This window comes from Serratia sp. PL17, from assembly GCF_017832355.1.
Lineage (GTDB): Bacteria > Pseudomonadota > Gammaproteobacteria > Enterobacterales > Enterobacteriaceae > Serratia.
Genome location: NZ_JAFIBY010000001.1, coordinates 752,253 through 772,609, shown reverse-complemented (window position 1 = coordinate 772,609; position 20,357 = coordinate 752,253). Strand labels below are relative to the sequence as shown.

Here is a 20,357-nt window from a genome sequence, read left to right as displayed (position 1 = left end):
CGATATTAATACATTAATGTGACAACAATGTGTTTCAAAACCTAACCGTTGTACCGAGGACGGGTGCAACTGCTCTGCCGCCGGTCTCAGGCCAGGACGTTACCCGGATAACAGGGCCGGGTGTGTGGCCTGATCGCACTTACTACTGGAAATAAAAATAATGCCAAGCCAGCCTGCTTCATCGCTCCATCCCCGCAGCCCCCAGCGCGGTTTCGGTTTCAGCGCACATCTATCAGCCGTTGCACTGATGGCTGCACTGCTGGCCGGATGTGATAACAGCGTCGCTCACAATGCGGCTCCCCCACCACCGGCCGTCAGCACTGCCGACGTGGTAATAAAGCCCATCAGCCAGTGGGATGCTTTTAACGGCCGGATCGAGGCGGTGCAAAGTGTACAGCTGCGACCACGTGTCTCTGGCTACATCGACAAGGTTAATTACACCGAAGGCGATGAAGTGAAAAAAGGCCAGGTGCTATTCACCATTGACGATCGCACCTACCGCGCTGCACGTGAACAAGCCCAGGCCGAGCTTGTGCGAGCACGTAACCAAGCCGCGCTGGCACGCAGCGAATCCGGCCGCACCGAAAAACTGATTGGCAGCCAAGCGATTTCGACTGAAGTCTGGGAACAACGTAAAGCCTCAGCCGCTCAAGCACAAAGCAACGTATTAGCGGCACAGGCGCAGTTCGATATGACACAGCTGAACCTCGACTTTACCCGAGTGATAGCGCCCATCGACGGCCGTGCCAGTCGCGCGATGATCACCGCAGGTAATCTGGTCACCGCAGGCGACAGTGCCAGCGTACTCACGACATTGGTGTCACTCGATAAGGTCTATGTCTATTTCGACGTGGATGAAGCGACGTTTCTGCGTTACCAGAATGATGGCCGACGCGCGGAAAAACTGCCGGTGAAGGTCGGGTTGGTGGGCGAGGACGGCTATCCGCATCAAGGAACCGTTGATTTCACCGACAACCAGCTTAATGCCGGTACCGGCACCATCCGTATGCGCGCCCTGCTGGAAAACGCCGAACGCCGCTTTACCCCTGGGCTGTTTGCACGCGTACAGATGCCCGGCAGTGCCGAGTTCAACGCCATGCTGATTAACGACAAATCGGTGATGACCGACCAAGACCGCAAGTTTGTTTATATCGTCGATAAAGACGGTAAAGCACAGCGTCGCGATATTGAAATCGGTCGGGTCGCTGACGGACTGCGCATTGTGCAAAAGGGCCTGTCTGCAGGTGACCGGGTCATTGTCGACGGCATGCAAAAAGTGTTTATGCCGGGTATGCCGGTCGATGCAAAAACTGTGGCGATCAACGCCTCCGCGCTTAACTAAGCCCCAGCAGAGGATCCTGAGCCATGGACTTTTCCCGTTTTTTCATTGATAGACCGATTTTTGCGGCGGTGCTGTCGATCCTGATTTTTGTCGGCGGCGTTATCGCTATCCCTCTGCTGCCGATCAGTGAATACCCGGATGTCGTGCCCCCAAGCGTGCAGGTACGTGCCCAATACCCCGGCGCCAACCCGAAAGAGATCGCCGAAACCGTCGCCACCCCACTGGAAGAGGCGATCAACGGCGTCGAAAACATGATGTACATGAAGTCAGTGGCAGGGTCAGACGGCGTTCTGGTCACCACCGTGACATTCCGCCCAGGAACCGATCCGGACCAGGCACAGGTACAGGTACAAAACCGTGTGGCGCAGGCCGAAGCGCGCTTGCCGGAAGACGTGCGTCGCCAAGGGGTAACCACCCAGAAACAGTCACCGGCTCTGACGCTCGTGGTGCATCTGGTCTCCCCTTCCGGCAAATACGATTCGCTCTACCTGCGCAACTACGCCACGTTGAAGGTCAAGGATGAACTGGCCCGTTTACCGGGGATCGGGCAGGTGCAGATTTTCGGCGCGGGTGAATACGCCATGCGCATCTGGTTGGATCCAAACAAAGTCGCTTCACGCGGGCTGACAGCGTCTGACGTGGTCACCGCCATGCAAGAGCAAAACGTGCAGGTTTCCGCGGGTCAACTGGGTGCAGAACCTATGCCGACTCGCAGCGACTATTTGCTCTCGATTAATGCGCAAGGCCGCCTGCAGACCGAAGAAGAGTTCGGCAATATTATCCTCAAGAACGGCGATAACGGCGAAGTGGTTCGTCTGCGCGACGTGGCGCGCATTGAGATGGGTTCAGGCAGCTACGCGCTACGTGCTCAGTTGAATAATAAAGACGCAGTCGGGATCGGCATCTTCCAGGCACCGGGAGCTAATGCTATCGAATTGTCCAATGCGGTGCGAGCCAAAATGGCCGAACTGTCGACCCGTTTCCCTGAAGGGATGAGCTGGCAATCACCGTATGACCCCACCGTGTTCGTGCGTGATTCAATAAGCTCAGTGATAGATACCCTGCTCGAAGCGGTGTTGCTGGTGGTGCTGGTGGTGATTCTCTTCCTGCAAACCTGGCGAGCATCCATTATTCCACTGCTGGCGGTACCCATTTCTATCGTCGGTACCTTCGCCGCGCTTTATCTGTTGGGCTTCTCGCTCAACACCCTGAGCCTGTTCGGGCTGGTCCTGGCTATCGGCATCGTGGTCGATGACGCCATCGTGGTCGTGGAAAACGTCGAGCGTAATATCGAAGAAGGCTTATCGCCGCTTGCAGCAGCGCATCAGGCAATGCGTGAAGTATCCGGCCCGATTATTGCGATTGCCGTCGTTCTGTGCGCCGTATTCGTGCCGATGGCATTCCTGTCTGGCGTCACCGGGCAGTTCTATAAACAGTTCGCTGTCACTATCGCCATTTCAACCGTGATCTCGGCGATCAACTCGCTGACCTTGTCGCCGGCTTTGGCAGCGCTGCTGCTGAAGCCGCACGGCGCGCCGAAAGACATGCCGTCGCGCCTGATTGATCGGCTGTTTGGTTGGCTGTTCCGTCCTTTTAACCGCTTCTTTGCCAATAGTTCACAGCGGTATCAACGTGGCGTTTCACGTGCGCTGGGCAAACGTGGCGCGGTATTTGTGGTGTATGTGCTGTTGTTGTGTGCTGCTGGGGTCATGTTTAAAACTGTGCCCGGCGGCTTTATTCCGACTCAGGATAAGCTTTATCTGATTGGCGGGGTGAAAATGCCGGAGGGAGCGTCACTGGAACGTACTGATGCCGTGATTCGCAAAATGAGCGCCATTGGCCTCAGTGTTGACGGAGTAACGGACGCGGTGTCATTCCCAGGGCTCAATGCGTTGCAGTTTACCAATACGCCTAACACCGGCACCGTATTCTTTGCACTGGAGTCATTAAGCACCCGAACGCGGAGTGCTGCGCAGATTAATGCCGAGATTAACGCCAAGATCTCGCAGGTCCAGGAAGGGTTTGCGTTCTCCATTATGCCGCCGCCGATCCTCGGTATTGGTCAGGGTTCGGGTTACTCGCTGTATATTCAGGACCGTGCCGGTCTGGGGTATGGGGCTTTGCAAACCGCGGTTAATACGATGTCAGGCGCGATCATGCAAACACCGGGCATGGGGTTCCCGATCTCGTCTTATCAGGCCAACGTTCCACAGCTGGATGCGAAAATTGACCGTGATAAAGCCAAAGCCCAAGGGGTTCCACTCAACGCCTTGTTCAGCACACTGCAAACCTATCTCGGCTCGTCTTATATCAATGACTTCAACCGTTACGGCCGTACCTGGAAAGTTATGGCGCAGGCTGACGGTCAGTTCCGCGACAGCGTGGAAGACATTGCCAACCTCCGCACCCGTAACGACAAGGGCGAAATGGTGCCCATCGGCAGTATGGTCAGCATCAGCACCACTTACGGCCCTGATCCGGTGATCCGTTACAACGGCTTCCCGGCGGCAGATCTGATTGGTGACGCCGATCCGCGCGTGCTGTCTTCTTCACAGGCGATGAGTGAATTAACCGTGATGGCTAACAAACTCCTGCCGAACGGCATGAATATTCAGTGGACCGATCTGAGCTATCAGCAGTCTACTCAGGGTAATTCGGCGATCATTGTCTTCCCGGTGGCCGTGCTGTTGGCATTCCTGGCGCTGGCGGCGCTGTATGAAAGCTGGACGTTGCCATTGGCGGTGATCTTGATCGTCCCCATGACCATGCTGTCGGCGCTGTTCGGCGTCTGGCTTACCGGCGGCGACAATAACGTATTCGTCCAGGTGGGGTTAGTCGTGTTGATGGGGCTGGCCTGTAAAAACGCCATTTTGATCGTCGAGTTCGCCCGCGAGCTGGAGCTGCAAGGCAAAAGCATTATGGAGGCGGCGCTGGAAGCCTGCCGCCTGCGACTGCGGCCGATCGTCATGACCTCCATCGCCTTTATCGCCGGGACTATCCCGCTGATCATGGGACACGGAGCCGGTGCTGAAGTCCGTGGCGTCACCGGTATCACGGTGTTTTCCGGCATGCTGGGCGTCACGTTGTTCGGGCTGTTCCTGACCCCGGTGTTCTACGTTACGTTGCGCCGTATGGTGACGCGTAAAACGCGGCAACAAGCGGCAGGCTAATTCGCCAGCCACTACCATAAAAAAAGCCCGGTTTAAAAAACCGGGCTTTTTTTGTCTTATTCTTTTATACCGCGTATACCTCAGACTATTTTTCCGCTGTCTCTGCGTCTTTCAGGTCTTCTATTGCATAGGCCGCGCAGGCTCGCTTATCGCCCCGCTCCAGCTCGGCCAAGGCATCTGCCACCGTGTGGCGTGCCAGTACGTCCAGCGATGCCTCTTCCGCCTCGTTCACCACCGACTTGAAATACCAGCAGGCGTTGGCACTGACCAGGCAACGCGCCGGCCCTTCCGGTCGGGCGGCCCAGATGCGTTTATCATCGATAACTGACAGATAGATATCCCGCAGGGTGATCTGCTCCTCCGGGCGGCCCAAGTGAATCGAGCCGTTACGCCCCAGGGTCGAAACAATGATGCCATTTTTGGTCAAGGGCACCATCAGCTTGCGGATAAAGCTGGGGTTGGCTTCCAGACTGGCGGCAAGCACCGCGCTGGTCGCACGCACGCCCAGCTTCTCAGCCACGGCCACGCTAAGTACCATTTGCATTGCAGTCGGAAAGCGAAAATCTAACATGTTTTTATCTCTGTCTCCGGGAGACTAAATGCTTGGACTGGGTCAGTGTGAGATGACGCCACCACACCCACTCAACTGCACAATAATATAACAAACACTGTTGCACTATTGAAGGTATGCCCGGATAAATCGCACGGATACATTAGTGCTGAGAATAGCGTCGGCATTGGCCTGATGGCAAAACGGCGGGCAATAAATAGCAGAAACCCGCGTCAATATTAATGCCGCTCGCTTAACTGCGTTAAACGATCAGAACTAACACTGCACGCGGGCTTAATTCGTAAACTGTGATCAGGCTTTATTCAGCACCAGCTGGCCGCTTTTATCCAGCGGAATCTGGGTGCCCGGATCGTGATCCATACGGATCTTGCCCTGCTGAGTACCGATCTTGTAGGTCACATCGTAACCCAGCATTTTCTGTGATTTGTCGTAGACCGTTTTGCAACGCTGTTGCGTACTGGTGGTGGTGTCGTTATTTTGCATCGCCCCCTGTACCTGATTACCGGCGTAGCCGCCGCCCAGCGCGCCGACGACCGTCGCAACATCACGTCCACGACCACCACCGAACTGATGACCAATTACGCCACCCGCTACCGCACCCAACACGGAACCGGCAAGGCGGTTTTCATCCTGCACTGGCGCACGGTGAGTCACGGTCACATTACGGCATTCCTGACGCGGAGTTTTGATGGTTTCTTTGATCGGCGTTGCTGCAATGACTTGCGCGTATTGCGGACCGGAAGAGAAAACATCAAGACTGGCTACCGCAGCAATACCCAGAGCCGCAGCGATACCAATACCCACACCAGCTAACATTGACTTGTTCACAGGAAATCCTCCTGAAAGTGTTACCACGCATTTGTACCGGGGACTTTACCGACATTGCACCGCGCTTATTATTTTGCGCATTGGCGGCACGTGGTATTCCGGTTTACGGCGTGCGCGACGCGCCGTCTGTAAACGAGATAAAGTCTGCACAATGTTCCAGACCCTCGCAATAAGACAATATGACCAAAAATGCCGGAAATCACGGTTACCCCCGGTGTTTAGGAGGATTCTTAAGAATTTTACCTATTGATGCAGGACATTGTTCTGAACAATCAGTCCATAACGGCCCTATTTCGCGGAAAGAGACCATAAAAAAACCCACGCGGGCGAACCGGCGTGGGTGAGAGTCGATAACGAAAGCTGTTAGTGCATTTTCAAACGCGGGCGGATCACCCGGTTAATACCACCGACCAGCATCATCAGACCGGTTTTGATGTAGCCGTGCAAAGCGACCTGGTGCATACGGTACAGTGAGATGTAGACGAAACGCGCGATGCGGCCTTCCACCATCATTGAACCACGCATCAGGTTGCCCATCAGGCTGCCAACGGTACTGAAGCGGGACAGAGACACTAAGGATCCGTGGTCTTTGTACACGTACGGCTTCAGCGTCTGGCCATTCATCAGCGCCAGAATGTTGGTAAAGCAACGTGATGCCATCTGATGTGCCGATTGCGCACGTGGCGGGACGAAACCGCCGCCCTCTTTCGGGCAGGAAGCACAGTCACCGATGGCGAAAATGTTCGGATCACGCGTGGTCTGCAGCGTTGGCACTACCACCAGCTGGTTAATACGGTTGGTTTCCAACCCGGCGATGTCTTTCATAAAGTCTGGCGCCTTGATACCGGCAGCCCACACCATCAGATCGGCGTCGATGAATTCGCCACCTTTGGTGTTCAGACCCTTGGCGTCCGCGCTGGTGACCATGGTGTTGGTCAGTACGCGTACACCCAGCTTGTTCAATTCCTGATGCGCCGCAGCAGAAATACGTGGCGGCAATGCAGGCAGAATACGTTCCCCCGCCTCGACCAAGGTCACGTTAAGCGCGCTGTTGTCCAGGCCTTCAAAACCATAGCTGTGCAATTGCTTCACCGCATTATGCAGTTCGGCTGACAGCTCAACACCGGTGGCACCGCCACCGACGATAGCGATGTTTACCCGCTCTTTTTGCCCCGGCTGCGCCGAGAACTTAAGGAACAGGTTAAGCATCTCGTTGTGGAAGCGTCGCGCCTGGTGAGGGTTATCCAGGAAGATACAGTGATCTTTTACGCCAGCCGTGCCGAAATCGTTCGAGGTACTGCCCAGCGCCATGACCAGGATGTCGTAAGACAACTCGCGTTCCGGCACCAATTCACCGCCCTGTTCATCGCAGATTTGCGCCAGGTGGATCGTTTTCGTCTCACGGTTAATATTGGTCAGCGAACCCAGTTGGAAGCTGAAAGCATGATTACGTGCGTGCGCCAGGTAGCTCAGCGCATCGACGCCGTCATCAAGGGAACCGGTGGCGACTTCATGCAGTAAAGGCTTCCACAGATGGCTGTGGTTACGATCCACCAGCGTGATTTCTGCTTTGTGCTTACGACCGAGTTTATGGCCCAGGCTGGTCGCCAGTTCCAGACCACCGGCACCACCGCCCACAATGACGATTTTTTTCTTTGGCGTTGTCAAAATAACCCCCTAAATGTGAACCAATTGTTATCCAAGGGTAAATAAATAATATCCTTAGAATACATAGGGTTCGCTTAAAATAAACCTGCTATCTGAAGCCAGAATAGCATGTGAGGTTATTTGGTCATACCAAAATTGATGTACATCAAACTTTTTTGGTTAAAGGCTGGACGAAGGGGGATTTTGAGGATTGTGATTCAAATAGTTAGCGCTGGGTCACAGTTTTAAATTTTGTCGCCTATGGGGCAAAAACCGGTATTTTGGCAAAGAGATGCCGCAATTTTTGCTGGTAAAAAGCAATCATTGCGGCATATTCAGGCGTTATGAAACTGTTACGCCAGCGTCTTGAATGCTTTGATACGTTGCAAATGTGGCGAGATATTTTTGAACTTGTGGGTCTGCTGTTCATCCCAGATAATTTCATAATACTTGTGCAGCAATTGAGCACTACGCTGGCTGTCGAGCACTTCGTCGTGGCGAGACAGCACTGCCAGGCAGCGATCGCGGTTTTTCTCCCGGAAATCGTCCACGCACTTGGTGGCAATATCGCGATACTCTTCCGGCCGGTCGATTTTGCCTTGCATATGCTCTTCAGGGTACAAATTGGGGTTGAAGATCACCTGGCGGATACCACACAGAAAGCCAATGCGCTCGGCCCAAAATCCGCCCAAACCGACACCGCAGATCAGCGGATGTTTGTCGCCTTCCTGTTGAACTGCCTTGTCCACTTCTTTCAATAGATGCTGCATGTCATGGCGTGGATGCAAGGTGCTGTAGCTAATAAAGCGTACGTCCGGATCGATAAACTGCAGCTGTAACACCTTTTCATGATTGCCGGGACTGGTGGAATCGAAACCATGCAAATAGATAATCATGTGGATCCTCGCAACAAGCTGAGGGCCGCGCCGCAGCCCTCATCATTTACGCCGTATTACGACGCCCTGGGTTCACCCCGCATTACGCTGTTTGTGCTCCTCCCAGCGTTCGCTGAGCGCATTCAGCTCTTTATGCGCCTGCTGCCAGCGCGCAGAATCGCGCAGCTCCTGACGGGTGAACTGACCGCGATGATATAACCGCTTCACTCTCTCTGCTTTGACCGGGGACAGGTTATCCAGCACGCTAACCGCCCCTGCGCGGTTATTGCATACCAGGATCATGTCGCAGCCAGCATCTAATGCTGCCTGACCACGTTCGACATAGCTGCCCATAATCGCCGCGCCTTCCATCGACAAATCATCCGAGAAGATAACACCGTCGAAGCCCAATTCCTGGCGCAAAATCTGTTTTAGCCAGTAAGGCGATCCGCTGGCTGGGCGCGGGTCTGCTTCAGTATAGATGACGTGCGCCGGCATCACGGCGTCCAACAGTTGACGGTTAATCAACTCCCGGAAGATCGACATATCATGTTCACGGACCTGTGCCAACGGGCGCGGATCGCGGGGGGTTTCCTTGTGCGAATCCGCACTCACCGCACCATGACCTGGGAAATGCTTACCGGTGGTTTTCATTCCGGCGCTGTGCATGCCCAAAATGAAACGTTCGGCCATCACCAGCGCCTGCTGCGGATCGCTGTGGAACGAACGTTCGCCAATCGCTGCACTGACATGGCCAATATCAAGCACCGGCGCAAAGCTGATATCGATATCCTGCGCGATCATTTCCGCCGCCATCAGCCAGCCGGCCTCCTGCGCCAACCGACCACCTTCATGGGCTGAGTTTAGTGCCGCGAACGACTGCGCCGCCGGTAACCGGGTGAAACCTTCGCGGAAACGCTGAACGCGCCCACCTTCCTGATCCACTGCCACCACCAGTCGATCGTGGGAAGCGTCACGGATTTGGCGTACCAATTCACGCAGCTGTTCGGCATCATGGAAATTACGGGTGAACAAGATCAGACCGCCCACCAGCGGATGTTTTAGGATCTCACGTTCTTCTGCATCCAGCTCATAGCTGGCGACATCTAACATTACTGGGCCCACGGCCACCTCACTTCATTATTCATTTATACCTATCATACTTGAACCTGCACCTTTGTTGGCTGCGCCTGTGCGCCCCCGTCGCCGAGTTATCTGTGCTCCTGGGGTGTTACAGACCGGCCGCCTCAACGCAACGCCAATTATTCTAGGTATAGAACATGGGATGTTAAACAAAAACGCCGGTGTAGCACGGTACCCCAGCGCAAAAATTCAGGATCGCCGGTCTGTTGCCAGCGCACTTCAAACCATAACAGCATCAGATAATCTACCCACGGCAGCCAGCGTTGCACCTGCGCGCTCAGCACCCGTAAATTGAGATAACCGATTTGCGCATAACGCTGTAAAAAACGCTGTTGGCTGGCTGACGACCAGGCGTTACCGCGGAACAGCGCAGCGATGTCCAGCGCGATGTCTCCGTCAGCGGCATATTCCCAGTCAATCAATCGCAGGCCTGCGGCCTGTGTTATCAGATTGCCCGGATGAATATCCATATGCAACGGTGCCAATTTCAAGGGTGTCGGCGGGCAGCAATGAAGAAAGCGCTGATGCAGCCGCAACCAAGCGGGCGTTAAGCGTCGGCGATCCAACTGTTGCCAATAACGGGCAAACTGTCGCTGCAGATTCAGCGTGTAGCCACTGAGCGGCTGACGATGCAAATCTGCCATCAATTCCGCCAGGTTTCCACGCTCATTTAACTGACTGAAAGCGGCACTTGTGACAACGTCACCATCAAGCCATTGCAGGATAATCCACTGATTGTTTTGCACTAAAACCTGCGGACCGATCCCTCTTCCACTACGGCGAAGCATACGTGCCTCACGCCGGCGACTCACGCCAAGCGCACTTTTCTCTGCGCTTTGTTGACGCGCCAGAAGCTGTACACCTTCACCTTCAATGCGCCAACTTTCGCCCGTCAGCCCCTGCACTGGGCTAAAACGACAACCGGCGGTTTTCACCGCCGGCAGCTCGCTTTCAATCAGTTTCCGCAGTGCGGCTTCAGTGTGTGACTGCGCCATTACCTGACCAGACGATTTCACCGGTTTGTACCAACATCAGTTGCATGTCCAGAGTCGGAGACTTCACATCACCGCTGACGTCGCTATACAGGACATATTGCGCACTGACGATACGCGCCAGGCCAATGGCCTTGCTGCGTGAGCCCAGGCTATCATCCGCCGACAAGCCCAGCGTCTGTTTGGCGGTCGCCAACTGCGCTTCTGGCACGATGGAGAACGTTTGATTCGACGCCAACGCTTTATGCAAAGCAGATGTGGCTTTCGCGGTCTGTAATGCACCGTTGGTATTGTTCTTTACGCTGTCCAGCAGCAACACGCTACCTGGGTTGACACCGTCGGCTTTCAGCATCTGATTTACCAGCGGCTGCACACTGCTCAGCCAATCGAGCTGCTGAATTTTCGGCGGTTGAGGCACAGGTTCTGTGACGGGGGGTTGCGGCTCAACAACGGGCGGCGTCACCGGCTCAACCGTTACCGGCGGTTGAGGTTGTTCGGGTTCCGGCGGGCGCGACAGACAGCCGGTTAACATCAACGCGGCCAGTGCCACAAATAGATACTTTTTCATTTATCTCTCCACTGAACCAAGAGTTTATAAGAATAGGTACAGACGCACGCGTTTAGCATCGAGATTGCCGTTGAGTGAGTAAATGGTGGCGTCTGAATTTGGTGCAATAGTGATGGTGCGCTGCGCTTCAAAAGGCCGGATATCCAGCCCCTGATCGTCATACCAGTAGAAGCGATAATGCACCGTCACTGGCGTAGGTTGGCTGTTGCTGAGCTCCGACGTGGCCATCACGCGCCCGGAGGCATTCGAAATCGACGGGTTGTCGGCCAGAATACCTGCGGTAAGCACCGGCGAATCCATGACTACCGTCTGCCGATCGTTAACCGCGATGCCGCGTGGGCTGCTACAACCCATCAAAATGACAGCGGGCAACGCCAGCGCCATCAGACGCAGGGATTTGCTATAGCGCATGACTTTCCTCGATTAGCGAGACAACAAAGGCCCTAACGAGCGGCCACCGACCAAATGCATATGAATATGATAGACCTCTTGGCCTGCATGGCGATTGCAGTTAACAATCAGGCGGTAGCCGTCATCGGCAATGCCCTCTTGTTCTGCAATTTTCGCCGCGGCGGTAATCATACGACCCAGCGCAGCCTCATGTTCAACGGTGACATCGTTGATGGTGGGGATCAATACATTGGGTACAATCAGAATATGCGTCGGAGCCTGAGGTGAAATATCGCGGAAAGCGGTGACCAGTTCGTCCTGGTAGACCACATCAGCGGGGATTTCGCGGCGGATAATTTTACTGAAAATCGTTTCTTCGGCCATCTGGCGTTCCTTGTAGAGGAAAATAAGCTGTACGCAGTATGAGTGACAAATTCTACTGCTTTCAACCTGATTGCGCACTTTCCGCGTTGAGTGATGCAGAATCAGACAACCTTTCGGGATAATCCTCCCTCTATTGCTACCGTCCGGCGGCAATCATCTGATTTTTTTCACTTTCGATATTCACTATTGTTGCTTTACTTGCCTGCCATCGGCGCGAATAGTAACTCTATGATTAAAAAAGGATAGAGGACAACATGCGATTCAAAACCCTGGCACTGAGCGCATTGCTGATATGCGGTCATTCTGCGGCTGAGACCAAAAGCATTATTGATCTACAAGCCAACCAGCAACATTTGCGTGCGGAGAAAAACCCGGCCGCCGTCGCGCTGATCCCAGCCAATTATCATTTTGCCGTACCGGGCAAACTAACCATAGCAGTGGCGTCTGAAAATTCCCCCCCACTGGCGCTGTTTGCTGAAGACAATAAAACGTTGATTGGCAGCGATCCGGACATCGCGCAACTGGTAGCAGACAGCCTGGGGCTAGAGTTGAACCTGATACCGACCTCCTGGGAAGATTGGCCGCTCGGCATCAGCTCAGGTAAATATGACGCTGCAATTTTCAATATTGCCGTGACCAAGCAGCGGAAAACCAAGTTTGATTTCGCCACCTATCGCGTAGATACGCTGGGCTTTTACGTGAAGTCCACCAGCAAAATCAGCGCCATTAACCAACCTGCGGACGTTGCCGGGCTACGGATTATTGTCGGTTCAGGGACCAATCAGGAAAATATCTTACTGGGTTGGGATAAGCAGAATCAGGCTAATGGCCTGGCCCCGGTACAGCCCATTTATGTCACCGATGACGCCGCCGCCAATCTGAGCATTCAGTCCGGGCGCGCCGACGCGTTCTTTGGCCCCCACTCCACCGGAGCCTACAAAGCAGCACTGACTGGCAGGACGAAAATGGTGGGCATCGGCCCGAACGTCGCCTATGTGGCAGTGACCACTAAAAAAGATAATGGCCTGGTTACCGCAATCAACGCAGCCATCAATGGTGTGATCGTCAGCGGTGAATATGCCCAGGTTTTGGATCGCTGGGGTGAACATGATGAGAAAGTTCCACGTTCTGCCATCAATCCGCCGGGGATTGGTGACTAGCCGTCAATCAGCTGTGGTGCGTGGGTGCGCATCCAGTTGGCCAGAGAGTCGAGTGTCGGACGCAACGTTTTACCCAGTGGCGTAATTTGATATTCAACCCGTGGCGGAACCTCCGGGAACACCTGCCGGGTGACCAAACCACGTTGCTCAAACTGCCGCAGTTGACGCGTCAACTCTTTCTGGGCGATAGGTGCGACTGCGCGCTGCAGTTCGCTAAAACGTATTGGGGTATCAATCAGTATCAGCCGGTAGAGGATCGGAATAGCCCATTTCCCCGCGACCAGATTCACGAAGCCGACCATTGGGCAAGGTTCACCCGCTGTAGGCAATGCCGCTATATTTTTTTCCGCCGTCGACAGCTCTGCGTTGGTCATTTCATCCCACCTTGTCCTTTAGTATCCAAAAGGTGCCTACTATGCAAAAGATACTATAACGCAAATAATGCCTGTGCCGACAATAAACAGGAGTACGTTATGTCACGACTTAAAGGCAAGTACGCATTGATCACCGGGGGTACCAGCGGCATTGGTTTGGAAACTGCGCGTCAGTTTATCGCTGAAGGCGCCACCGTAGCGATCACCGGACGCAACCAGAACAGCCTAGAGGCAGCAGGAAAAGCGCTGGGCAAGGTACTGCTGTTGCGTAGTGATGCAGGAGATATTGAGCAGCAGCGGGTTTTAGCGCAGCAATTGGCCAACCACTGGCCACGCCTCGATGTGCTGTACATCAATGCAGGCGACGTCACCCACCATCCTCTGCAAGAATGGGATGAACAGAGTTATCAACGGGTGATGGACATTAACCTTAAAGGGCCCTTCTTTCTGATCCAGTCGTTGTTGCCGCAGTTGGCTAACCCCGCGTCAATTATTCTGTGCGGCTCGGTCAGTGCGCATATCGGCCTGCCGTTAAGTAACGTCTATGCCGCCAGCAAGGCTGGTCTGCTGTCGCTGGCCAGAACCCTCTCCGGTGAACTGCACCCACGCGGCATTCGGGTCAATGGCCTCAGCCCCGGTCCAACAGAAACGCCGGCACTGGGTAAGCTCGGCCTGAAGGATGCCGATGAACAGGCATTACGTGACGAGATCCGCCAATTGGTACCCATCGGTCGTATGGGCACGTCGCTGGAATTGGCAAAGGCGGCAGTGTTCCTCGCATCCGATGAGTCCGCCTTTATGGTCGGCAGTGAATTGTTGATCGACGGTGGCGTGGGAAATTTGTAATTACGTCATGCGAACATTCGGGGGGGATCGCCCATTAACACAAATGCTTTCTTGCTAATTATTTCACTTGAAACAACCAAACATACCCCGAAAGCAATTACGGATCCTGCTTACACTCGCGCTGTCACCCTGGCTGGCGGCGCTGCCTACACTGATTAAACAGGGCGTATTGTGGATCCCTTTCGCCAGCCAAAAACCGACTGACACTAGCTATCCCTCACCCTCTTACTTTTGTTCCTGATAGTGCCATGCATCCGCCAGTCAGGTGCAGAGCACAAAGTGGAGACTGAGACGATGAGAGTAAAATACCTGATTAATGCCATGCTACTGCTGATGCCCCTGGCGCTGGGCGGCATCGCTCAAGCCAATGATCAGACCATTCCCTGGGGGGAAAACACCGGCGGTGTTGAATCCAATCACATTGCCGCCGTAGGTCAGAACCTGAATGCAGCACATCAGAAGGTCACCAAAACCCAGGAAGGCGTATGGGCCGCAAATAGCGGCAGTATTTCTAACGACGAGAAAGCACTGACCAATGGCCAAAACCCAACGTCCAAATAACGCCACACTGGGAGATAGCGTGATAAAGAAAGGCGGCAAGCCGTGACAGCATAAGCTGCACGGCTTATCGATCACCCCAGACCGGGGATGGCGACACCAAACGTCTGCAACAGCAGAACCAGGTTGAGCAGGAGAATAATCACTGTACCTATGACCGACACCAGGCTGGTCAGGCGGCTATTAACAAACTCGCCCATAATGTCGCGGCGACGGGTAAACATCACCAACGCAATCATCGGTGCCGGCAACGCCAGGCTCAGCACCACCTGGCTGTAAACCAGCGCGTCTGTCGCATTCACGCCTAATGCCACCACAATGAAGGCCGGGATCATGGTTACCATACGGCGTACCCAGACAGGGATCCTAAAGCCCACAAACCCCTGCATGATCATTTGACCCGCCATGGTACCCACCACCGAGCTGGAAATGCCGGAGGCAATCAACGACATCAGGAAGATGCCAGCCGCGGCAGCGCCAAACAATGGGGTCAATGTATGGTAAGCCGTTCCTATCTCTGCCACGTCGCTATTACCGGCATGGAAAGCGCTGGAGGCCATAATGACCATAGCGATATTCACCAGCCCCGCGATCGACAGTGCAATCACCACTTCAATATTCGAAAAGCGCAGCAATTTGCGCCGTTCGCCACTGTCGCTGGCAGGCGCACGGTGCTGGGTTAAGCCCGAGTGCAGAAAAATAGCGTGCGGCATCACCGTGGCACCGATAATACCGACGGCAATAGTCAATGCCTGCGCATCCGGCAACTGCGGCGTTACCATACCAATACCGGCTGCCGCCCAGTCCACCGGCACAATAAACATTTCAACCAAATAACACAGTGCAATCACCGCGACCAGACCGCCAATCATCAGTTCTACCGGGCGAAAACCTTTTTTCTCGACCATCAGCAATGCATAGGTGATAACCGCTGTCACCGCCATTCCCGGCAACAACGGCATATGAAACAGCAAGGCAAGCGCGATAGCCCCGCCGAGGAACTCCGCCAGATCGGTGGCCATCGCGGCCACTTCACTGAGCAGCCACATACCGATCACCACCGGACGTGAGAATTGATCGCGGCACATCTCTGCCAGATTACGGTTGGTGACAATACCCAGCTTGGCCGAGAGCGCCTGAAACAGCATGGCAATCAGGTTAGCCATCACCACCACCCATAACAGGCTATAGCCGTATTTCGAACCCGCCTGAATATTGGTGGCAAAATTACCGGGATCCATATAGGCAATAGAGGCAATCACAGCAGGCCCAGCGAACAGTAGCGGCGTGAATGCTCCACGCTTGCGCCCGGCAAGTGCGTTACCAATCGCCGTATTGGTTCGTTCGGTTAACGATGTGGTGGTTGCCGCATCACGCATGGTTTACCCTCAATCTTTTTCTGGTTATTTTTCACCCAACACTCACTGCAATGTAGCATCGGCTACACTTTATGCAAAATGGAAGATTCACTGCCTTTGTGTACAAATATTTCTTATTATCAGCGAATACGCCCGCCGAATTGATAATGCGTCGCCTTTGGACTAACGTATGGCGGAACTGCAGTAACCTGCAACTTACTGGTTTAACGTTTAAAGGACGTCTCAGAATATGGCTACAAGCGCACCAGATGACGCCGAACGCCCCGTGGTGGCTGAAATGCCGGACGAGGCTGAACATGCCCTGCGCTTCACCCGCGCTCGTGAGGCGCAATCCAATGCGCTGATAGAGGATTATGTCGAGCTGATTGCCGACTTGTTGATGACCACCCGCGAAGCCAGAACCACCGACATCGCCAAACGCTTCGGCGTTTCGCACCCGACGGCGATCAAGAACATCGCCCGGCTCAAAAGCGCTGGATTAGTCGAGTCACGCCCTTATCGGGGGGTTTTTCTGACGGAAGAAGGCGAGCAGCTGGCACAGAAGGTACGCCGTCGCCACCGGATTGTCGTCGACCTGCTGGTATGTCTTGGTGTACCGAATGAAACCGCCGAGCTGGACAGCGAAGGGATTGAGCATCACATTTCTAGCGACACCCTGGCGGTGTTTGAACAGTTTTTGCAAAAGCACGCAGCAAAGTAAATCCGCACCCATAAAAAAGGGAGGCTTTCGCCGCCATTTCAGCACTAACAAAAACAAGCAGTTACAGTAATATCAGTGAGTTAGATGTCTGTAACTGCGTGCTTAAAATGGATGCTGCGTGGACGTTTGGGGCAATTTGTGGATCATGCTCTATGCCAGGTAGGACCTTATCGAGCATTCAGAGCGATAAGTTAATTGAAATTACGTAATGCTAAAAATCAGCCATAATCACTTAATCAAAGTATTGCAATCTTCTTAATCAATACTATGCGATTAAATAATTCGGATGGGATTTAACTATCGATGAAAAGTCATCGTCTATTTTACTTAAAATACATGTCTTTAGGATATTGACGATTGAGTTTACTGATGCAGACTTAACATTACTCACGTTAGCGGTTAATTTCCCATGGGAAAATACGTGGCGAATAGCTGATAAGAGCATTACGGGATTATAATCGCGATTATTTAAGAACTCATCTATATTGAGTGTATGCTTAGAGTCACAATGCAATTTTGTGAATTTATAGAATTTTTCCACGTCAAATCCAATTGCATTAATTTTATTTCTAATGGCAGTTAGTTCACTTTTATTATATGTCAAAAGATCATAATGTGAATTGGATTGTGTTTTAAATATTATATAGTAATACTCCACAACACTCCAAACAAGTAGAGCATTCATTAATGCCTCATAACCAAGCTTGGTTTTCATAGTAGCATTTTGAATATCTATACCAATGAAGTCTTTTGCCAAAGAATACCTAGCCGAAAACATATTGAAATCACCTAAAGAGACATTTTTTTTAATATTTTTGGTGTAATAATTAAAGCCAATGGGTGTGCTTATTGTTCTGCAAAACTTTTTCCATTCTGTTGGATAAGTACGAGCCATGAATATTCGCCTTTTTATACATCGGTTATGAATCGATTATGTTTTCACTGTATCACAATGGAAGAAATGCCCCCCATTCGCTCATCTGAGTAGCCCTCTCCTCGTTCTTATTGATAAATACCAAAAAGGATATAGCTAACTTTGCTTGTGTTAATTTGTGGGAATAAACGCATCGCTTTTAAGCGTCTCCTTGAAAATAAAAACCTTTCTTCAATGGAGTTTTTTTCAAAGAGTAAGTGTCGTGGGATAGCCTCATTTTACTCACCTTAATACCAGCACCAATTAATTCACAAACAAAATCATGAAGCTCTGTTGGCGCTCGACAGCCTATCACTATTTCTTTAATTAATGTTTTATCAAAGTTCTTTGGGCCCCATTCATTCGTAATAATTCTAAATTCTTTTTCATAGGCCCATGACAACCCTTTATGGAGGAACATTGCTTTTGAAAACTTCACTAAATCCTCAGTGAAGTAATTGAATTTTGGAATCGAATTGGTATAGTTGACGTCACCAAAAACGGCACAATCATCAATACAACTAACGATGCGGTCATCAAACCCAATGCAGAACCCTGTATGAGAATGGGCATAATGTGACCACATAAGATAATTATCACTATCCCTTGTTAAACAGATCGTGCCATTGTGAGTGAGATATTCTTCTCTAGTTGAATATCCCATGTACCATTTAGCTTGTTCATCAAAACTGTCATTCCATTTCTTAAAATCGACATCTGAATGGTTCTGGTTATCTAAAAAATACTTTTCTTTTATAACTTCAACTTTGGCATTAAAATCAAATATTATCTTAAATTCAGCCGGATCATTAAAAGAAACAGGCCGACTCGCAAATATAGTGCCATGTTCAACAAAGCACTTTAAATAATCTATAACCTTTTCAACATCATTGTTCCCAACATATTTATATAACATTTTCGTATCTATCCATTTAATCTGAATCACAATATTCAAACTTGGTCCGAACAACATCAGAGTCGTCTAGTGAAGCAGAAATGCCCTGCAACAGGATACCACTGCTATGAAACAAGGGGAAATTTCACAGTGAAGTACCAGAGTAGAGAGGAAATCTGTGGATCTAATCTGCCGCGCTTTTCGCTGAACAATACATAGCGATGTAAGTGATTCTTTGCGAACGCCCGCTTCTAGCTCAGAGCGAACTATCGGATTTGGTTGTGTGCTACTAGGGTATGTGTCAGCTCAACTCTGAGTTAATACGCCTTAGCCAACAAATTCTAGTTTCTCTCTCGCAACATGTTCCCGCCATTCAGTGGAGTCGAATTCCCAGCTTGGCGCTGACATATCGTTCTCATCACCTTCATTAACGAATGTTACCAAGAAAAAGATTTCATCCCCTTCTTCATCATCGTCATCCTGTACCACGTTTACATCAACAACAACCAAACGTTCTCCATCCGGAGTTGTGGATACATACAAGCCTTCTTTAGGCACTTCAATATTATCAGGCATGGGTAACGCTCGCCTTTACGTTTACAAGTGGGTTAAATCTCACCGCATCTTCCAGGTAGTCCGGCGCAAAGTGCGCATAAACCATTGTTTGTAAAATACTTGAGTGTCCTAAAATCCGCTGTAGTGCCAGAATATTGCCGCCGTTCATCATGAAATGACTGGCGAACGTATGCCGCAGCACATGCACTGCTTGCCCCGCCGGCAGGCCAGGGGCGACTTCCTTCACGCATAGCCGGACATAGGGATAATTCAGATCCTTGAACAACTGTCCCGACTTCACGCCGTTGGTAATTTCTTTGCAGAGTTCGGGCGAGATCGGCACCGTTCGGTTCTTATTGTTCTTGGTGTTCAGGTAGGTGACCTTGTTGCCGATCACCTCCTCCTTCCGTAGCTTCACCACTTCACCCCAGCGGGCGCCCGTCGCCAGGCAAAGACGGACAGCTTTCAGGTGATCGCCATCGAGCCGTGCCTGCAGTACGGCGATCTCTGCCTGGGTAAGAAAGCCCATTTCCTGCGCCGGCAGCTTCATTTTCTTCATGGCCTTGAGCGGGTGCTCGCCGTGGTAATGCCCCAGTTCGATGAGAACGGAGAACACGCCACCCAGCATTTCTTGGTCAAGGTTGACCGTTTTGGCCTTCTTGCCTTCAGCAAACCGCAGCGCCCGGTAGTCGGCGAAGAAAGTGCGAGTGATCTGGCTCGCTTTGGGTAGCCCCATTTTCTTCGCCATGACACGCAATTTCTGCGCCCTCTTCACTCCATCTTTCAAATGCTGGCCATGATGGCTCCACCACAGGTCGATCAGGTCGGTTAATGGTCGATGATCAGCAGGCTTATCAAGCCACTCTTTGTTGTTCTGCGTCGCGATAATCCAACGCTCGTACTGCTGCGCTTCAGATTTCGTCTTAAACTTTTTGCGAACGCGCTTCCCGTCTCTACCTTGTGGTCGCACATCCACCATGTAACCGTCAGCGCCAAGAGACTTAATGCTCATCCCCAGAGACTCCTTTCAGCACAAATCCCACCTTTACCCCACGAATTCTTTATAC

The 20,357-nt window shown here is 52.2% G+C and carries 21 protein-coding genes; 6 read left to right on the top strand and 15 right to left on the bottom strand.

Annotated elements, in window-relative coordinates:
• The first annotated feature begins 247 nt into the window (after positions 1 to 247).
• Together JOE25_RS03750 and sdeB are read left to right on the top strand one after the other, a co-directional pair.
• Complete coding sequence (locus tag JOE25_RS03750; protein WP_245209765.1) at positions 248 to 1,342, top strand: efflux RND transporter periplasmic adaptor subunit; 1,095 nt, start codon at positions 248 to 250, stop codon at positions 1,340 to 1,342.
• Between the two features lie 23 nt (positions 1,343 to 1,365).
• The gene (gene sdeB / locus JOE25_RS03745) at positions 1,366 to 4,512 is read left to right on the top strand and encodes a multidrug efflux RND transporter permease subunit SdeB (protein ID WP_209632786.1); all 3,147 of its coding nucleotides are present in this window, start codon (positions 1,366 to 1,368) and stop codon (positions 4,510 to 4,512) included.
• Positions 4,513 to 4,597: 85 nt separating this feature from the next.
• On the opposite strand, the gene JOE25_RS03740 is transcribed toward sdeB, so the two are convergent.
• From JOE25_RS03740 to hinT, 9 genes are all read right to left on the bottom strand, one after another.
• A complete protein-coding gene (locus tag JOE25_RS03740) occupies positions 4,598 to 5,083 on the bottom strand; it encodes an Rrf2 family transcriptional regulator (protein WP_209632785.1) in 486 nt (161 codons plus the stop codon).
• 291 nt (positions 5,084 to 5,374) lie between these two features.
• Positions 5,375 to 5,911 (bottom strand): glycine zipper 2TM domain-containing protein, encoded by a 537-nt coding sequence (locus JOE25_RS03735; protein ID WP_209632784.1) that lies wholly within the window; start codon positions 5,909 to 5,911, stop codon positions 5,375 to 5,377.
• Positions 5,912 to 6,274: 363 nt separating this feature from the next.
• Positions 6,275 to 7,579: an NAD(P)/FAD-dependent oxidoreductase gene (locus JOE25_RS03730; protein WP_209632783.1), complete on the bottom strand. Its 1,305-nt coding sequence runs from the start codon at positions 7,577 to 7,579 to the stop codon at positions 6,275 to 6,277.
• A gap of 332 nt (positions 7,580 to 7,911) precedes the next feature.
• Entirely contained in the window at positions 7,912 to 8,454 is a 543-nt protein-coding gene (gene ycfP / locus JOE25_RS03725; protein WP_209632782.1) for an alpha/beta hydrolase YcfP, read from the bottom strand.
• Positions 8,455 to 8,526: 72 nt separating this feature from the next.
• Positions 8,527 to 9,546: a beta-N-acetylhexosaminidase gene (gene nagZ / locus JOE25_RS03720; RefSeq protein WP_209632781.1), complete on the bottom strand. Its 1,020-nt coding sequence runs from the start codon at positions 9,544 to 9,546 to the stop codon at positions 8,527 to 8,529.
• 149 nt (positions 9,547 to 9,695) lie between these two features.
• Positions 9,696 to 10,571, bottom strand: coding sequence for a thiamine kinase (gene thiK / locus JOE25_RS03715; RefSeq protein WP_209632780.1), 876 nt, complete (start codon positions 10,569 to 10,571; stop codon positions 9,696 to 9,698).
• Positions 10,552 to 11,136 (bottom strand): penicillin-binding protein activator LpoB, encoded by a 585-nt coding sequence (gene lpoB, locus JOE25_RS03710; RefSeq protein WP_037423820.1) that lies wholly within the window; start codon positions 11,134 to 11,136, stop codon positions 10,552 to 10,554. The genes thiK and lpoB overlap by 20 nt, the downstream gene beginning before the upstream one ends.
• Before the next feature lie 24 nt (positions 11,137 to 11,160).
• Positions 11,161 to 11,547, bottom strand: a complete 387-nt coding sequence (locus tag JOE25_RS03705) for a YcfL family protein (RefSeq protein ID WP_130380234.1) — start codon at positions 11,545 to 11,547, stop codon at positions 11,161 to 11,163.
• 12 nt (positions 11,548 to 11,559) lie between these two features.
• Positions 11,560 to 11,910, bottom strand: a complete 351-nt coding sequence (gene hinT / locus JOE25_RS03700; RefSeq protein WP_037423826.1) for a purine nucleoside phosphoramidase — start codon at positions 11,908 to 11,910, stop codon at positions 11,560 to 11,562.
• 254 nt (positions 11,911 to 12,164) lie between these two features.
• Between hinT and JOE25_RS03695 the strand changes: the two genes are divergently transcribed.
• Positions 12,165 to 13,070, top strand: a complete 906-nt coding sequence (locus tag JOE25_RS03695; protein ID WP_209632779.1) for a transporter substrate-binding domain-containing protein — start codon at positions 12,165 to 12,167, stop codon at positions 13,068 to 13,070.
• Here the strand turns inward: JOE25_RS03695 and JOE25_RS03690 are convergent.
• Positions 13,067 to 13,444, bottom strand: a complete 378-nt coding sequence (locus JOE25_RS03690; protein ID WP_209632778.1) for a helix-turn-helix domain-containing protein — start codon at positions 13,442 to 13,444, stop codon at positions 13,067 to 13,069. The genes JOE25_RS03695 and JOE25_RS03690 overlap by 4 nt on opposite strands.
• Before the next feature lie 99 nt (positions 13,445 to 13,543).
• Between JOE25_RS03690 and JOE25_RS03685 the strand changes: the two genes are divergently transcribed.
• On the top strand, positions 13,544 to 14,290 hold the full coding sequence (locus JOE25_RS03685; RefSeq protein WP_209632777.1) for an SDR family oxidoreductase: 747 nt from the start codon (positions 13,544 to 13,546) through the stop codon (positions 14,288 to 14,290).
• Positions 14,291 to 14,584: 294 nt separating this feature from the next.
• A complete protein-coding gene (locus JOE25_RS03680) occupies positions 14,585 to 14,851 on the top strand; it encodes a hypothetical protein (RefSeq protein ID WP_209632776.1) in 267 nt (88 codons plus the stop codon).
• A 71-nt stretch (positions 14,852 to 14,922) separates the two neighbouring features.
• Here the strand turns inward: JOE25_RS03680 and JOE25_RS03675 are convergent, their stop codons facing one another.
• Positions 14,923 to 16,227 (bottom strand): Nramp family divalent metal transporter, encoded by a 1,305-nt coding sequence (locus tag JOE25_RS03675; protein ID WP_209632775.1) that lies wholly within the window; start codon positions 16,225 to 16,227, stop codon positions 14,923 to 14,925.
• A gap of 229 nt (positions 16,228 to 16,456) precedes the next feature.
• On the opposite strand from JOE25_RS03675, the gene mntR reads away from it, so the two are divergent.
• Positions 16,457 to 16,927: a manganese-binding transcriptional regulator MntR gene (gene mntR / locus JOE25_RS03670; RefSeq protein WP_209632774.1), complete on the top strand. Its 471-nt coding sequence runs from the start codon at positions 16,457 to 16,459 to the stop codon at positions 16,925 to 16,927.
• Positions 16,928 to 17,192: 265 nt separating this feature from the next.
• Here the strand turns inward: mntR and JOE25_RS03665 are convergent, their stop codons facing one another.
• The 4 genes from JOE25_RS03665 to JOE25_RS03650 form a co-directional block, all read right to left on the bottom strand.
• Positions 17,193 to 17,822 carry a hypothetical protein gene (locus JOE25_RS03665; RefSeq protein WP_209632773.1) on the bottom strand — a complete coding sequence of 210 codons (630 nt, stop codon included), beginning with the start codon at positions 17,820 to 17,822 and terminating at the stop codon, positions 17,193 to 17,195.
• A gap of 178 nt (positions 17,823 to 18,000) precedes the next feature.
• Complete coding sequence (locus JOE25_RS03660) at positions 18,001 to 18,756, bottom strand: DUF2971 domain-containing protein (RefSeq protein ID WP_209632772.1); 756 nt, start codon at positions 18,754 to 18,756, stop codon at positions 18,001 to 18,003.
• Between the two features lie 306 nt (positions 18,757 to 19,062).
• Complete coding sequence (locus tag JOE25_RS03655; RefSeq protein ID WP_209632771.1) at positions 19,063 to 19,311, bottom strand: hypothetical protein; 249 nt, start codon at positions 19,309 to 19,311, stop codon at positions 19,063 to 19,065.
• Entirely contained in the window at positions 19,304 to 20,302 is a 999-nt protein-coding gene (locus JOE25_RS03650) for a tyrosine-type recombinase/integrase (protein ID WP_209632770.1), read from the bottom strand. Before JOE25_RS03650 ends, JOE25_RS03655 begins: the two co-directional genes overlap by 8 nt.
• Positions 20,303 to 20,357: the final 55 nt, after the last annotated feature.